Below are 14919 nucleotides of genomic sequence, written 5' to 3'. Positions count from 1 at the left end.
CAACTCGGACGGGGCTGATGGTTACACCCCTCCAATGCCAGTAGAGACGCAACACGTTGCGTCTCTACTTTTTTTAAATCGTCATCTCTCCGGTCAGGCGCATGACAGCCTGCTCTTTCATTTTAGCTTCAAAGACAATATCGACCTCCTTGCCGTAGGTATTTACGGGCGAGTACAGCCAGTCAGCATGGGCTTCGCGCCGGGCTTTAGGATCTTCACGCGTCTGGCGGGAGTCGGAGAAATGCACCACCGGCCGTACATCCCAGGTTTTGTAGGCCGTCATAAACGCTTCTTCTTCGGTCTGGTAGCCGGGGTTGAGTGAGTGGTGGAAGTAATCGAAGACAATAGGCGTACCAATGGTTTCGTATACGGGTACCAGGTCGGTGACCGTGTACAGGGTAGGCCGGTCGTCGTTCTCTATGGTCAGCCGGGCGCGCAGATTTTCCGACAGCAGCCGAAAATTCTGGGCAAAACGTATCAGGGTAGCCGTTTTGTCGCCGTAGGTGCCGCCGGCATGAATATTAATTTTGTTCCAGTGCGAAGGTCTCAATCCCATCAGGTCAAACACATCCGAGTGGTATTCCAAGTCCTTAATGGTGTTCTCCAGCACGTGTCCCTGACCGGCCAGGTGGTTAAATGGCCCCGGGTGTACCGTCAGCCGGATGGGCCGGCGGCCGATCTCCTCCAGGGTGGCGCGAATTTCGGAAAAATCGGGTAGCGAGGAGATTTTATACTCCGAGGCCCAGGGGAACAGGTCAGACGAGACGCGGAAGATCCGGAATCCGTGCGCCAGATTCCAGTCGACGATTGTGAGCAGGTCCTGCACATTTTTCAACGCCAGTTGCGAGGCATAGGCAATTCCTTTCTCCTGAAAGGTCTTTTTGATCATGCCCCGGTTGGTCGTAACCTTCTCGGCCTGCAGGCTCAGGTTGATGCAGGCGTAACCGATATTCTGGGATGCTTCAACTTCCATACCGCAAGAACTACCTGAACAGCCTTCGGGTTTAGCGGATTTACCGTTCGTTCAAAAGTAGCCGATTTTATTGCCAATCCGGTTTATGTAGCTTACATTGACAATATGACGTCTTTTTCCCCGGCTGTAACAGCCATGACCTATCTAAACGCTGAACAACTAAACGCGCTGGCCCGCACCTGGAAGGTAGCCGCCTTTAGCCTGAATCAATACCAGGCCCGCTGCTGGGACACGCTCACCATTGAACAGCACCTGGACATTAATGCCTACCAGAACAGCCTGCTTAACCGCGCTCACGACCTGGAGACCGGTATCGTCAAAATCGGATTTGATGACAACGCACAAGCCATTCAGACTATTTCGGTGGTGACCATCGAAGCCCAGAAATCGCTGCAAACCACCAGCACCATTCCCATAGGGATGAACATTGGAGCCATACTGGTAGCGCTGGCAGCGGCTACGGCCCGCCGGAACGCCAAAGCCATGCAACATGCGTTGCGTGAGCTGGATGATCTGGCCGGCTTTACCCTGTAAAAAAGCCCACTCACCGAATGAGCGGGCTTTTACGGTCGTACAAACCAGCTGTGCTTACCGAATGTCGACCAGTTGTACTTCAAACACCAGATCCTGACCAGCCAGCGGATGGTTGGCATCCAGCGTAACGCTTTCGTCGGTCAAATCCCGAACGATCACCGGAATCGGCTGCGGATTTCCATCTTCGTGCATATTGAGCGTCATACCTACCTCCAGCGGAATATCATCCGGTATTTCGGAGCGGTTGAGCGTAAAGACCATTTCTTCATGAGCCGGGCCGTAGGCTTCTTCCACCGGAATCTGTACGGTTCTGGTTTCGCCTACCGCCATTCCGCTGATGCCTTCATCGAACCCTTTGATCACCTGTCCGCTGCCGAGGGTAAACTCCAGCGGCTCACGGCCTTTCGATGAATCGAAAACCGTACCATCAGTCAGTGTGCCGGTATAATGCACCTGAACGGTATCGCCGGCTTTTGCTTGTGCCATATTGAAAAACAATTAATTTTCGACAAAACTACCGAAACCCGGCCGGAACCGGGCACCGTTTCCTCTGTTTTTCCAATTATTTAACAAAACGCGGCCGGCGGTATTCGCTGGTACGTGTTTCCTGCTCATTTGCCGGTGCCTACCGGCTCTGCCCTGAGAAGCTCTATCACGGTGGAAATTTCATTAACGATTTTTTCATCGTTGTAATCAAACCCAACGCTCTGGTACCGAATGTTCCCCTGCTGATCGATGATGAATTTTGTGGGGATTCCCTGAACCTTATACCTGCTAGCTACCTGACTATCGAGATCGAGGGGGACCGTGATGGTGTATTGATTTTCCTGAATAAAACCGGCAACTCGTTGGATCAGCACGGCCTCATCATCTTCCCTTTCCCTGGTGTTGATAAACAGAAACGTCACGTCCGGCTTATTCCGGAACTTGGCCTGGGTCTGTAACATGGCCGGAAAAGAGGCAATACAAGGGCCGCACCAGGTGGCCCAGAAATCGATCACCACGATTTTGCCTTGCAGGTCCGCCAGGGTTACCGTGTTCCCGTCCAGATCGTTCAGTGAGAAAGGCAGTGCCGGTTCGTTGACCAGCAGCTTCGTGACTTCTTCGCGCAGTTTTGCTTTTGCTTCGGCCTCCAGTCGGGCGATATACAGATCAGCCTCCAGTGAGCTTCCCGTCTGGGTCAGGAATAGCTCCCGAAGAGCCGCTTTCATCCCGGAGGTGCCTTTACCAGCCTTTATATAAGCTTCGCCGTTCTCCCTGGCTTCGTCCGTATGGCCGGCCTGGATGGCGCAGCGAATGTATCGCTCATTCCCCTCCGGATCTGAACGTTCGGCCGGCAGATTAGCGTTGGCTTGTTTATACGCGTCAAACGCTTCGGCTACCCGGCCCTGCCGGTCTAAAATGTAGCCGTAGGTATCGATTAGCGCACTGTACCGCTCCTTCTTAATTTCCTCCCAATCCAGTCCCGGTGGCAGGACCACATGTTCCGGTTGCTTCTCCTCCTTCAGCAGCGTCAATGATTTTCTGGATAATTCCTCGGCAAACGACAAATCGGTTCCCTGTTCAGCCAATTGCCAGGCGGCATCGTTCAGCATCATTGGGTCGTTAAACAAGGCCGGCCGTTCGGCTATAAACTGTTTCAGGGCCTCCAGCTCATTATGTTTCAGGAAAGCGGTGATCAGACCGGTGGTCAGGCTCTGTTTCCAGAAGGTCTGGTTGTCGTCGGCAAAATCTCTCTCAAAGTCCGAGAACAAGGCTATTTTCCTGCCCAGGTCCTCCTCCTGATCCACCAGCCGGGCGCGTTCGCTCTGGGCAACTGGTCCTTTGGGATCTTTCTGAATCACAAGCTGTGCATAGTGTTCAGCGTTCTCCCGGTCACCCAGTAAGCCATATAGGCCGGCCAGGGCGTTTAAATCAGTAGGGCCCATATCGGATATGCCCGCCTTGGCCTCCTCAATCCCCTTCAGGATCAGTTCCCGGTAGCCGGGCTTGCGCTCGATGGCATGGATAGCCAGTATGTCTGCCCAGTAATCGGCCCTGCTGGCCGGGTAATGCTCTATTTCCTGCTCAAATAGCGGTAAGGACTTAGGTATGTCGTCTCGTCCTAACCCGAATATGAACGGAAAGGCCGTTCGATAGACCGAGCCGAGACCACCGAGTGCGTACTGAACCGGTTGCCCGGCATCATGCACGGCCACCGAATAAAACGCAGCCTCATTATGGTCTGCTTTGCCACCCGGCGGGCCAGCCACCATAAAGGCAATAGCCACACCGGTTGCCTCGTTGGGCAGGGGCAGGGCACCCGTCCAGGTGTCGTCCTGGCGGGTTAGGGTGACGCGCTCCGGCTGCCTGTTTTTCATAAAAGCGGGTGAGCCAAAATACATGGCCAGACACTGCAATTCTGGCTCATTCTCCAGCGGAGTGCCTTGCGGGCTGTATATAAACTGTACAGTTTGACCAGGCAGAGGTTGGCCCGGCGTGAATTGAACGTTCATAGCATCACTCACTTATTAGCGCTGATTGGCCTTGTGCTGAGAATGTCGATAACGGTCGCGATTTCGGTGATGGTCTTTTCGGGGTTTCCATCAAATCCGATGCTCCGGTACCGAATGCTCCCTTCCTGATCAATGACAAATTTGGTCGGTATACCCTCCACCCTGTAGGCACTGGAGACCTTATTATCAAAGTCGAGCGGTACGGTGAAGCTATATTGCTTTTTCTGAATAAACTCCGCTACTTTTTTGGTTAGTACCGGAGACTCATCGCGCCCCTCCATGGTATTGATAAAGAGAAACTTAACGTTTGGATTGCTCTGGAACCTGGCCTGAGCCTGCTGCATGCTCGGAAAGGAGGCTACACAGGGTCCGCACCAGGTAGCCCAAAAATCGACCACCACGATCTTGCCTTTCAGATCGGCCAGCGACACCTTGTTTCCGTTCAGGTCAGTCAGCGCAAACGCCGGGGCGGGCTCATTCACGAGCGACTTCAGGATTTGTTCATGGTGTTTAGCCTTGTACTCAGCTTCCAGCCCGGCAATATACGCGTCAGCATCGCCGGCCGTACCCGGCTGCTTTTGGTATAATTCACGCAAGGCTTCTTTTATCTTCGGCGTACCCTTACCTACCTTTACAAAAGCCTCACCGTTCTGTTTAGCCTCGTCAACATGGCCGGCTTTTATTGCGCACAACACGTACCGCTCGTTCACTTCCGGATTAGACCGGTCGGGCAGCAAGTCAATGGCCTCCTTATAAGCCTCGTATGCTTCTTGGATACGCCCCTGTTGCTCTACTATGTAGGCGTAGGTATCCATGTACATGCGGTAAGGTCCTAATTTTCTTTCCTCCCAATTCCGGCCCGGACCAAGAAAGGTATTTTCCGGCTGCTTTTGATCTTTTAGGAGGACTAAAGACTTGTTTGAAAGCTCTTCAGCGAATAAAAGCTCCTGACCTTTTTCTGCTAATTTCCATGCTATTTCATTTAACTCACCAGGATCACTAAAGTATTTCTGGAAATTAGAAACAAAGACTTTCAATTTAGAGAACTCGTTTTTGTCTGCATAAAATAGTGCCATTTGATAAGCCAAATTCTGTACCCAAGTAAACGGAGAACCGGCAAAATCTTTCTCAAAAGCAAGGAAAAGCGACCCCTTCTTCGTTATATCTTTTTCAGCCTGAACCTCTATAGCTCGCTGCTGCTGAGCCATTGCACCATTAGGTTCTTGCCTGATTGCCTGTTGTTTATAAAATTCTACTTTTGCTTTATCGCCAATGAGATCGCTTAGCCGAATTAGATTTAGCAGTTCTCTGGAAGTCAACTCCTTTTTCCCTGCCACATAGGAATCAGTTTCCCTTCTAATTTTTTCCTTATATCCTTCTTCTCGTTGCTCTACATAGGCAAAGAGAATGGAAGCCCAGTAAGCGTTTTTACTGGAAGGATACATTTCAATTTCCTGCTTGTAAGAACTTATAGCATGGGTGATATTTGTCTCAGCTCCAACAGTATATAAATATCCATGCCCCCTAAAAAGCTCTCCCAATCCACCGAACGCATATGGTACCGGCTTTCCACTGGCATCGCACACCATAGCCGTGTAAAGAACTGACTGGTTGTTGTCCACTTTAACAGGATGGCCCGATCCCACAAAGGCAATAGCTACTCCGGCGGCTCCTTCTGGCAGGGCCAACTCACCCGTCCAGGTAGCCCCCTGGCGGGTTAAAGTGACTGTTTTAGGCCGGCTCAGTTTCATAAAATCGGGAGAGCCGTAATACATAGCCTGGCATTGCACCGTTAACTCATCCGCAAGCGGGGTTCCCTTCGGCGTATACACAAAGCGAACGGTTTGCCCGGCCAGTGGCTTGCTGGGCGTAAATTCAACCTGTGCGGCAGCCGGTAGGCAAAGAATTAACAGAAAGAGGAAGCTATGCAGAAAAGAGGTTTTCATGGGTCAGGAGGTTAGTCTATCCACAAACGTAGCGATCCCGTACTAATTTCCTTATCAGGCAGTTTAGTTTCTATTTATCGGTAATGATGCCGCTAAACCTGCGTAACAAAAAAGCGGGTCTCTGGCCCGCTTTTCAATACTTTCATTCAATCTAACACTGTTAATAAGCCCGTGCAAAGACTACCCGCCGGCTGGAAGGCTTGCCGGTATAAATACACTGACCTTCCTCCTCCGGAGCATCCAGCGGAATGCAACGGATGGTTGCTTTTGTTTCTTCTTTTATGGCCTCCTCGGTTTCGGAGGTGCCGTCCCAGTGGGCCAGGATGAAACCGCCTTTTTCGATCTGCTCCTTAAACGCGTCGTACGAGTCGACGCGGAACATATTAGACTCGCGGAACTGCAACGCCTTCTGGTATATGGTCTGCTGAATGTCGTCCAACAGATTCTGGATATGGCCGACTATGCCATCGAGCGCCACCGTTTCTTTGGTCTTCAGGTCGCGACGGGCTACCTCGACGGTACCGTTTTCGAGGTCGCGCATCCCCATCGCCAGCCGGACGGGTACGCCCCGCAGTTCGTATTCGGCAAACTTCCAGCCGGGCTTGTTCGCATCGCTGTCGTCGAACTTCACCGTAATACCCAATTTGCGCAGTTCCTGCATGACCGGCTTCACCTTGGCCGACAGTTGCGCCAACTGCTCTTCGTTTTTGAAGATTGGTACGATCACTACCTGAATCGGGGCCAGTTTAGGCGGCAGCACCAGGCCATCGTCGTCTGAATGGGCCATAATCAGGGCACCCATCAGGCGGGTACTGACACCCCAGGAGGTACCCCAGACATAGTCGAGCTTGTTTTCTTTAGTCAGGAACTGCACCTCAAACGCTTTGGCAAAGTTCTGCCCCAGGAAGTGCGAGGTACCGGCCTGCAGTGCCTTACCATCCTGCATCATGGCTTCGATGCAGAGCGTATCTTCGGCACCGGCAAAGCGCTCATTGGGCGTTTTGGCGCCCCGGATCACCGGCATGGCCATCCACTCTTCGGCAAAGCGGGCGTACACGTCCAGCATCTGCCGGGTTTCGTCCATGGCTTCGTCGGCAGTAGCGTGGGCGGTGTGTCCCTCCTGCCAGAGGAATTCGGCGGTACGCAGGAAGATCCGAGTCCGCATCTCCCACCGCACCACGTTAGCCCACTGGTTGATGAGCAGCGGCAGGTCGCGGTACGACTGAATCCAGTTGCGGTAGGTACTCCAGATCACCGTCTCCGAGGTCGGGCGGACGATCAGTTCTTCTTCCAGCTTTGCTTCGGGGTCAACAATCACTCCGCTGCCGTCTTCGGCGTTCTTCAGCCGGTAGTGCGTTACCACCGCACATTCCTTGGCAAAGCCTTCGACGTGCGACGCTTCTTTGCTCAAAAAAGATTTGGGGATGAACAGCGGAAAGTACGCGTTGGAGTGGCCGGTCTCCTTGAACATATCGTCCAGCGCCCGCTGCATCTTCTCCCAGATGGAGAAGCCATACGGCTTGATCACCATACAGCCCCGAACCGCCGAGTTTTCGGCTAGGTCCGCTTTCTTAATCAATTCATTATACCACTCGGAGTAATTTTCACTGCGTGAGGGAATCGCTTTTGCCATTTTTTATAAAAATTTTCGAGCCCGTTTAAACCATAAGGTAGCTAATCGGGTCTAACTATCTGAGGAGCTTGCAAAGATAGGTTTTTATCCTATATTTGTTGCAGGCCGAATTAATTGGCATATTTTGACGTTATAATAGTAACATTACCTTTGGTCAAACCTTTCTACATAAAAGCATCAGTCATGAGAACGAGTCATACCTGGAAATACATTACCATGCTGGCCGTCATGGGTCTCTGGGGCTGTAGCTCCAGCCGCCAAACGGCTCAGAACGCGGGTGAGGTAGACGATCTGTACGGCAATTCGTCCGATGCGGTTGTATACGCCGGTACCCAGCCTACCCGGACGCGGCAGGCAGAACGGCCCTCCCGGGTATCGTCTGACCGGCAACTGCGCGACCGGAATCCGGAGTACAGTGAGTACGACGAGCAGCGCGGCTACGACAATGAAGATTACTACACGGATCTGAGCACCCGGAAGCTGCAGCGTGGCATCTCGGCCGATCCGGGCTGGAGCAACGACAATGCGTACCGCAGTGGTTTTGCCGACGGCTATAACTCAGCCGCCTGGAGCCCCGGATTCAACTCCTGGCGCTGGAACCGCTGGGGCTGGAATAACTCCATGTTCTGGAACGGCTTCAATATTGGCGTCGGCATGGGTATGATGCCCATGGGAATGGCGTATGGCTACTCGCCCTGGGGCTTCAACAGCTGGAACCGCTTTTACGATCCGTTCTGGGGACCGAATTATGCCTACGGCGGGTTTGGCAGCTTTTATGACCCCTGGGGTTACTCGCCCTACGGCTATGGTTACAACAGTTTCTACGGTGGTGGTTTCTACGGTCGCCCGGTTATTGTAAGCAACTCCGGTATCATTACCGGGCCGGCTACGGAGCGGGCGCGTACTTACGGAGCACGTAATGGTGGTTCATCTGATCGCTACAACAACGCGTTCAACAATACGCCACGCACTTATACACCGAATAATGGCGGCCGTCGGGCTGGCACGGATAATGCGGGTTATACCACATCGGCACCGGCCCGCAGCAACTCATCGTCTAATGACGGTTACTACGCTCGTCCGCGCCAGAACAGCCGGGGCTCGTATTACTACGAGAATCCGTCGAACAGCGCAGGTCGTACCAGCTCGGATGCGGGTTCGTACCGGGCACCCAGCAATTCATCGTCGAACGACGGCTACTATGCCCGTCCGCGTCAGAACAGCCGTGGTTCGTATACGCCCGCCGAGAGCGGTTATAACTCAGGTGCCCGGGGTAGCTACCAGAACCAGTCGCCCCAGTACCAGGCACCGCGCCAGCAACAGCAGCCAACATATCAGCCGCCGTCACGCAGCGCGGATACCTATTCGGCACCGTCGAGCGGAAGCCGGGGTGGCGGATACAGCGCACCGAGTGGTGGCGGAGGGGGATCATCCAGTGGTGGCTCGCGCGGCCCTCGCTAACCAGCCTTACGTCATTTTTTCATAAAAAAACCCCGCCTGTTTCTACAAACGGCGGGATTTTTCGTTTATAGGATAATTGGTATCACCACACCGACTAAACCTTTTACGAGCCGGTGTAGTCTAATGATACACCACATCTAATAAACACCATGAACAGAAGTATATGGATTACCGGTGGCTTGCTGCTGACAGCCACCGTATCGTACGGACAGTACGCCAGCGATGCCTTCCGCTATTCTGAACAAACGATAAACGGAACCGCCCGCTTTCAGGGCTTAGGCGGGAATCATACCGCTCTCGGGGGCGACGCCAGTGCGGCCTTCGGTAACCCTGCCGGACTGGGCTTTTACAACCGCTCTGAATTCAGCATCAGCCCTGCCTTACGGCTGGTTAATGTAGATGGCAGTTATGCCGGGACCACTACCAACGCCCAGAAAGCGTTCCCAACCATTGGGCAGGCCGCGCTGGTTTTTGCCGGCAGCCCGCAGAGCGACAGCCGGGCGTGGCGCCGTACGTCATTTGCAGTCACCTACTCGCGGCAGGTCAACCTTAATAACATCTTTACCTACCAGGGCCGTAACCTGCGCAGTTCGCTGGCCGATGCGTATGTGCAGGATGTAAACCGACGCAATATATCCTCGGCAAATCTGGACCGGGAGTTTGACCCCCAAACGAACACGGCCAACAACATAGAGGCAGCCGCCTATCAGTTGTACCTGGTTAACCCAACCGATCCGAGTGGTAATGGTACCCAGTATGTTCGCTATGATGTTGGGGTGCCCACCGAGCAGCGGGGCAGCTATACCGCCAGGGGAGGTCAATCACAGTGGACGATTGCCTACGCTGGTAATCTGGAAGACCGGCTGTATTTAGGGGCATCGCTGGGCCTGACCCGCACCCGCTTTGATTTTACCAACGTCTTGGACGATCAGTACATCGGAGGCCGTGTCTTTAGAGGCTTCAGCGAAAGTTCTGACCTGACGGTTACCGGCGGAGGAATCAATGCCTCCTTTGGGGCTATTTTCAAGCCCGACCAGAATTTTCAGATTGGGGTCGCCCTGACATCGCCGACCTTTAGCAGCCTGCGCGAAGAGTATAACCGCTCGATCACCATTGATCCAATTGGTATCCCCGTCGAAAACAATCAGCTATTTGTTCCGGACGTTAAAACGGTTGAGGTCGCGCCCAACAATTTTGAGTACTCGATTACCAGCCCGCTACGGGCATCGGGAGGAGCAACGTATTTTCTGGGCCGGTCCGGTTTTTTAACGGCTACCGCCGAATATGTAGGGTATTCGGGCATGCGCATCGGAACCAATTTCTACCAGGCAGCCGCCGACAACCAGGCCTTCCGTGAAGATAACAAGCGGGAAGTACAAAATACGTATCAGAGCGTAGTTAACTTCCGGGTCGGGGGCGAAGCCCGGATCAACCTATTCCGGGTACGGGCCGGGGTAGCCTATCTGCCGGACCCGTATAAAGTAAAGATCGATAACCTCGACCGGACCAAGTTCCTGTTTTCGGGCGGGTTTGGTGTACGCAACGACCGCTTCTTTGCCGATGTGGCCGGCTCTTACCTGATGTTTAAGTCAGCCTATACGCCCTACACCCTGAGCAGCCCCCAGGATTTTGCGTCGGCACAGTTGACGAATCGGAATACGAACCTGATGCTGACGGTAGGGGTGTTTTTCTAAAAGGTCAACATTAAAGCGTCAAAGGCGCCAATACGCAGCGATTTTCAGTGCGTATTGGCGCCTTTGCTATGTCTACCCTTGTCACAACCAGTCGCCCAACCGCTGCATAATCTCTCCCGCCGTCGTTTCGCCGGACATGATAATAGTGGCCTGCGAATAAAATGGTAATCGGTCCGTGTATTTCTTCCGCAGGTTCTCCAGCAAAGCCGGGTCGTTTTGTTGATAGAGCGGCCGGTCGGCGATGGCGTGAGCCATCATACGCTGCAGCAGGACTTCCGGCTCCACATCCAGAAATACCGAAATTCCGGTCGCCTTAATGTACGCCATGTTGTTATGAAAGCAGGGTGCTCCGCCCCCGGTAGCTACGACCAGGCTGCTCCCCGGCCGGATCGAATGCAGCACCTCACTTTCTACCCTCCGGAAGTAGTCCTCGCCCTCCTGCGCAAAAATGTCGTTGATGCTCCGCCCTTCCTGCCGGACAATGAGTTTATCGGTATCGGTGAACCGATAATGCAGCTCCCGCGCCAGTTGCTTGCCAATCGTACTCTTACCCGACGACGGCATACCAATTAGAAAGATGTTTTTCAAAACTATTTAACTAATTCAACTACTTCCTCCGGATCGGGCGTGGCGTTGTGGTGCCATTTGCCTTTGACGACCCCATTGCTGACCAGCCAGGTGCCCGGATTGGAGCGCATAATGGTTTTCAGCACAGTAGCATCCGCTTTATAGTATGGAATGTCAAGCTGGTATTCCTGGCGGAAGCGCTTGATGTCGTCGTCACTGACGGAGGTTAAAATCTGGGCCGTAATAGTGGAGGTTTTCAGCCCATTGACCAGCGACCGGATAGAGGTAATGGTACCAGAGTCAAAGTCTTTAGTATCCTTTATAATCACGAACAGCTTATTCCCCTCAAAGGTTTGCTGGGTGAAGTCGCTCTCATCCGTCCAGACCCGGTAATCAGTAATTTTGGGTTTGGCGTTTTCGTTTACCAGCACCATCTGCTTAAACTTATATGTGGTGTCGGTGGGGTACTGTTCAAACTCAAACTCTTTGCCGCCCCGCTCCACAATGTATTTATACCGCAGCGGCTCCGATGGTTTCATCTGGTCGGGGATACTCTTACCAACCGCGTACGGTAGAAGATCCAGCGGAGGCAGGTACATAATGGCGTAAATCCCTAAGCCAACCGACAGCACGGTTGTCAGGGCCACGATCCAGCCGGTTTTGGCTGCCCGGAAGCGGTTGCGATGACCAATGATGAACAGGATCAATACCATCAGCACCACATCCTTGCCAAATGAAGTCCAGGGTGTCAGCTTGATAGCATCGCCGAAGCAGCCGCAGTCGGTTACTTTGTTGAAATACGCCGAATAAAACGTCAGGAAGGTAAAGAATCCAACCAGCAGCAGAATGATCCAGGACGTAAGCCGGGGCTTGTACGACACCAGCAGGGCTACGCCCAGCACGACTTCGGCGGCACACAGAAATACAGACAAGCCGAGCGTCAGGGGCACCAGCGCCATAAAAAAGTTGTGCAGCAGGGGCAGATCCTGGGCAAATACCTCAAAGTACTCCTCCAGTTTGATCTGGGTACCCACAGGGTCGTTCAGCTTGATCAGACCCGAAAAAATAAACACCACGCCCACCAGAACCCGGGCGATTTGAGCGGCAATTTTCATTCCCGGCGTACCGGTCTTGATCTTCGGTGGTTTGACTTGATTTGTATTCATTGTAACACTTCTTCCTCCAGCTTTATCAGACAAAAAACGGCATAATTAATCATATCCATATAATTGGCCTCTACCCCTTCCGACACCAGCGTAGCGCCTTTGTTATCCTCGATCTGCTTGGTACGGAACAGCTTCATCAGGATTATATCGGTCATGGAGCTCACCCGCATATCCCGCCAGGCTTCGCCGTAATCGTGGTTTTTGGCAAACAGCAGATCCATGACCTGCTGCATCTGATTATCGTACAATTGCTCCAGTTCGCTGGTGGGAATTTCCATCCGGGCGTCCGCGCGCAGGTGCAACTGAATCAGCGCCATGACGCAGTAATTGATAATGCCGACAAACTCCGGCTCAATGCCCTCGCCTACCCGGCTCACGCCTTTTTCCTGCAGCGTACGGATGCGCTGCGCTTTTATGAAAATCTGGTCGGTGATGGACGGCAGTCGCAGGATTCGCCAGGCCGTGCCGTAATCCTGGTTCTTTTTTAAGAATAACTCTTTGCAGCGCTGAATAACTTGCCGATATTGACCCTCGGTAGAAGACATAATTAAGAGTTAAGAATTGAGAGTTAAGAGTTGAAACAGGGCTGACCGGCTGTTATAAGCTAGAATCAAAGCAGAGCCTTTTAATTCTTAACTCAGAACCGCCGGGCGGCCCTGTCTTAACTCATAACTCTTAACTCATTTGTTGGCGAAAGTTACGAAAAAAACGCTCAATTGCCGGGGCAAGCTGGTCGATTTAAGCACGACTACGGTGATGGGAATACTGAACATTACCCCCGATTCCTTCTACAGCGGCAGCCGGGTCGGTGCCGAGCAGGTGGTCGAAATGGCAGAACGTATGCTGGCTGAGGGCGCTACGTTTCTGGATGTGGGTGGCTACTCCACCCGGCCGGGAGCCGCCGAACTTAGTGCCGACGAAGAAGCCGACCGGGTTCTGCCTGTGATCGAGGCCATTCTCGCCAATTTCCCGGAGGCTTTGATCTCAGTAGACACCTACCGGGCGTCGGTAGCGCAACAGGCAGTCACGGCCGGGGCCTGTCTGGTAAATGATGTGTCGGGGGGAAGGCTGGACCCGGCGATGTTTCAGACGGTAGCCGACCTGGGTGTTCCCTATGTGCTGATGCACATGCGCGGGACTCCGCAGACGATGGCGCAGTTAACGCAGTATCAGGATGTAGTCACCGATGTTATTGATGAACTACAAACTCCTTTGGCGGCTCTGCGGGGGCTGGGTTTGAAAGACATAATACTGGACCCCGGCTTCGGGTTTGCCAAGACCCCGGCGCAGAACTTTCAACTGCTGAACCAGCTAGACGCCTTTCAGGTGTTTGATGAGCCGCTGCTGGTCGGTTTATCCCGTAAATCAACTATCTGGCGAACGCTCAGTATAACGCCCGAAGAAGCGCTGAACGGCACCACCGTGCTGAATACGGTAGCGCTGCTGAAAGGTGCGGCTATCCTGCGGGTGCATGATGTAAAGGAAGCGGTAGAAGCGGTGCAGTTGATGGCCCATGTTCAGGCATTGGATAAACGCTAAAACAGCATGCAGCCAACAGGTTGCATGCTGAGTTGTAAATAGGTCATCCCTAACCTAATAAGAATTTTACAACGCTATATGCCGGATGTACGAATACTTTCTATTCGGCGTTGAGACCTCCAAAGTGTACGACCTCGATCTTAGTTCAGAAAGGTTGAGCTTAACCAGGCTGGCCTTTTTGGTAAGCGGCTCCCAATAGATATTTTGCCCGTTTTTATCCTGCAGCTTAACGATTAAGCGGTACTGCTCCGGGTTTTCGACCTGCACGCGAAGCAATCGCCGGGATTCGTATTCCGTCACGTGTGAATTCAACCGAATATTGTAGTTCAATTGATTATGCACGGCTACCTCCGCCACTGATTCAGGTTTCAACGCGGGGCCGGTCCAGACTGCGGTCCGGTTGCTGATGGCTACCTCCTCCAGCGGAGCGGATTTGACTGTGCCTGCAATGAGCTTATTAGCCATTACCCGGTCGAAGATCTCATTGATCAACTGTACGTTCTGATCGGTAAGCTTGATATACTTACCCGCCATCACCTCTTCGTAGACGAGTTGGTTCTCGACGTTGAAGAATTTGATTACCGTGTTGCGATTCTGGTTGTCGGTAAACAGTTTCCAGTGTCCTTTATCCGAAACCGTAGGATGTTGCGCATAGAGGTCTGACTGCGCATTAGAGGAGATTGACACTAGCAAAGCCATCAGGCACAGCAGCATTCCTGTTGTCAGGTGTTTTTGGGCACACGAATTCATGGCGTACGTAATTTTTGATGAGGAAGGTAAGCCTCTCGAAGAAGCTTATGTAAGTTGGTAGTCCTAAAGTTGTAATGATAGGTTGTAGTGAGTCACTACAAACCGAATGGAGTTGATATGTCGGTTCAGCTTTTTAGAAAAGGACAAGCTCAACCGCACTA

The 14919-nt window shown here is 52.7% G+C and carries 13 protein-coding genes; 4 read left to right on the top strand and 9 right to left on the bottom strand.

Annotated features, from left to right (window positions below; translation table 11 throughout):
- Positions 1-73: 73 nt before the first annotated feature.
- A complete protein-coding gene (gene uvsE / locus ABD949_RS23035; protein ID WP_345247400.1) occupies positions 74-973 on the bottom strand; it encodes a UV DNA damage repair endonuclease UvsE in 900 nt (299 codons plus the stop codon).
- Positions 974-1108: 135 nt separating this feature from the next.
- Between uvsE and ABD949_RS23030 the strand changes: the two genes are divergently transcribed.
- On the top strand, positions 1109-1507 hold the full coding sequence (locus ABD949_RS23030; protein ID WP_345247398.1) for a hypothetical protein: 399 nt from the start codon (positions 1109-1111) through the stop codon (positions 1505-1507).
- A gap of 54 nt (positions 1508-1561) precedes the next feature.
- On the opposite strand, the gene ABD949_RS23025 is transcribed toward ABD949_RS23030, so the two are convergent.
- The 4 genes from ABD949_RS23025 to proS all read right to left on the bottom strand — a co-directional run bounded on the left by ABD949_RS23025 (position 1562) and on the right by proS (position 7581).
- Positions 1562-1993: an FKBP-type peptidyl-prolyl cis-trans isomerase gene (locus ABD949_RS23025; RefSeq protein WP_345247396.1), complete on the bottom strand. Its 432-nt coding sequence runs from the start codon at positions 1991-1993 to the stop codon at positions 1562-1564.
- A gap of 125 nt (positions 1994-2118) precedes the next feature.
- Positions 2119-4002, bottom strand: coding sequence for a redoxin domain-containing protein (locus ABD949_RS23020; RefSeq protein WP_345247394.1), 1884 nt, complete (start codon positions 4000-4002; stop codon positions 2119-2121).
- Between the two features lie 8 nt (positions 4003-4010).
- A complete protein-coding gene (locus ABD949_RS23015; RefSeq protein ID WP_345247392.1) occupies positions 4011-5948 on the bottom strand; it encodes a redoxin domain-containing protein in 1938 nt (645 codons plus the stop codon).
- A gap of 160 nt (positions 5949-6108) precedes the next feature.
- Positions 6109-7581, bottom strand: a complete 1473-nt coding sequence (proS, locus tag ABD949_RS23010; RefSeq protein WP_345247390.1) for a proline--tRNA ligase — start codon at positions 7579-7581, stop codon at positions 6109-6111.
- A 183-nt stretch (positions 7582-7764) separates the two neighbouring features.
- Here proS and ABD949_RS23005 point away from each other — a divergent pair, with 183 nt between their 5' ends.
- Positions 7765-9042, top strand: a complete 1278-nt coding sequence (locus ABD949_RS23005) for a pilus assembly protein (RefSeq protein ID WP_345247388.1) — start codon at positions 7765-7767, stop codon at positions 9040-9042.
- Positions 9043-9191: 149 nt separating this feature from the next.
- Positions 9192-10736 (top strand): OmpP1/FadL family transporter, encoded by a 1545-nt coding sequence (locus tag ABD949_RS23000; RefSeq protein WP_345247386.1) that lies wholly within the window; start codon positions 9192-9194, stop codon positions 10734-10736.
- 81 nt (positions 10737-10817) lie between these two features.
- On the opposite strand, the gene ABD949_RS22995 is transcribed toward ABD949_RS23000, so the two are convergent.
- The 3 genes from ABD949_RS22995 to ABD949_RS22985 are packed head-to-tail and all read right to left on the bottom strand — an operon-like array spanning position 10818 to position 13014.
- Positions 10818-11324 (bottom strand): shikimate kinase, encoded by a 507-nt coding sequence (locus ABD949_RS22995; RefSeq protein ID WP_345247384.1) that lies wholly within the window; start codon positions 11322-11324, stop codon positions 10818-10820.
- A 2-nt stretch (positions 11325-11326) separates the two neighbouring features.
- Positions 11327-12418, bottom strand: a complete 1092-nt coding sequence (locus ABD949_RS22990) for a BT_3928 family protein (protein WP_425576800.1) — start codon at positions 12416-12418, stop codon at positions 11327-11329.
- Positions 12419-12465: 47 nt separating this feature from the next.
- On the bottom strand, positions 12466-13014 hold the full coding sequence (locus tag ABD949_RS22985) for a DUF1599 domain-containing protein (protein WP_345247380.1): 549 nt from the start codon (positions 13012-13014) through the stop codon (positions 12466-12468).
- A 142-nt stretch (positions 13015-13156) separates the two neighbouring features.
- Here ABD949_RS22985 and folP point away from each other — a divergent pair, with 142 nt between their 5' ends.
- Entirely contained in the window at positions 13157-14008 is an 852-nt protein-coding gene (gene folP / locus ABD949_RS22980; RefSeq protein WP_345247572.1) for a dihydropteroate synthase, read from the top strand.
- A 66-nt stretch (positions 14009-14074) separates the two neighbouring features.
- On the opposite strand, the gene ABD949_RS22975 is transcribed toward folP, so the two are convergent.
- Positions 14075-14758 (bottom strand): hypothetical protein, encoded by a 684-nt coding sequence (locus ABD949_RS22975; RefSeq protein WP_345247378.1) that lies wholly within the window; start codon positions 14756-14758, stop codon positions 14075-14077.
- Positions 14759-14919: the final 161 nt, after the last annotated feature.

Source organism: Nibrella saemangeumensis (genome assembly GCF_039541915.1).
GTDB lineage: Bacteria > Bacteroidota > Bacteroidia > Cytophagales > Spirosomataceae > Nibrella > Nibrella saemangeumensis.
This window is presented reverse-complemented; position numbering and strand designations above follow the sequence as displayed.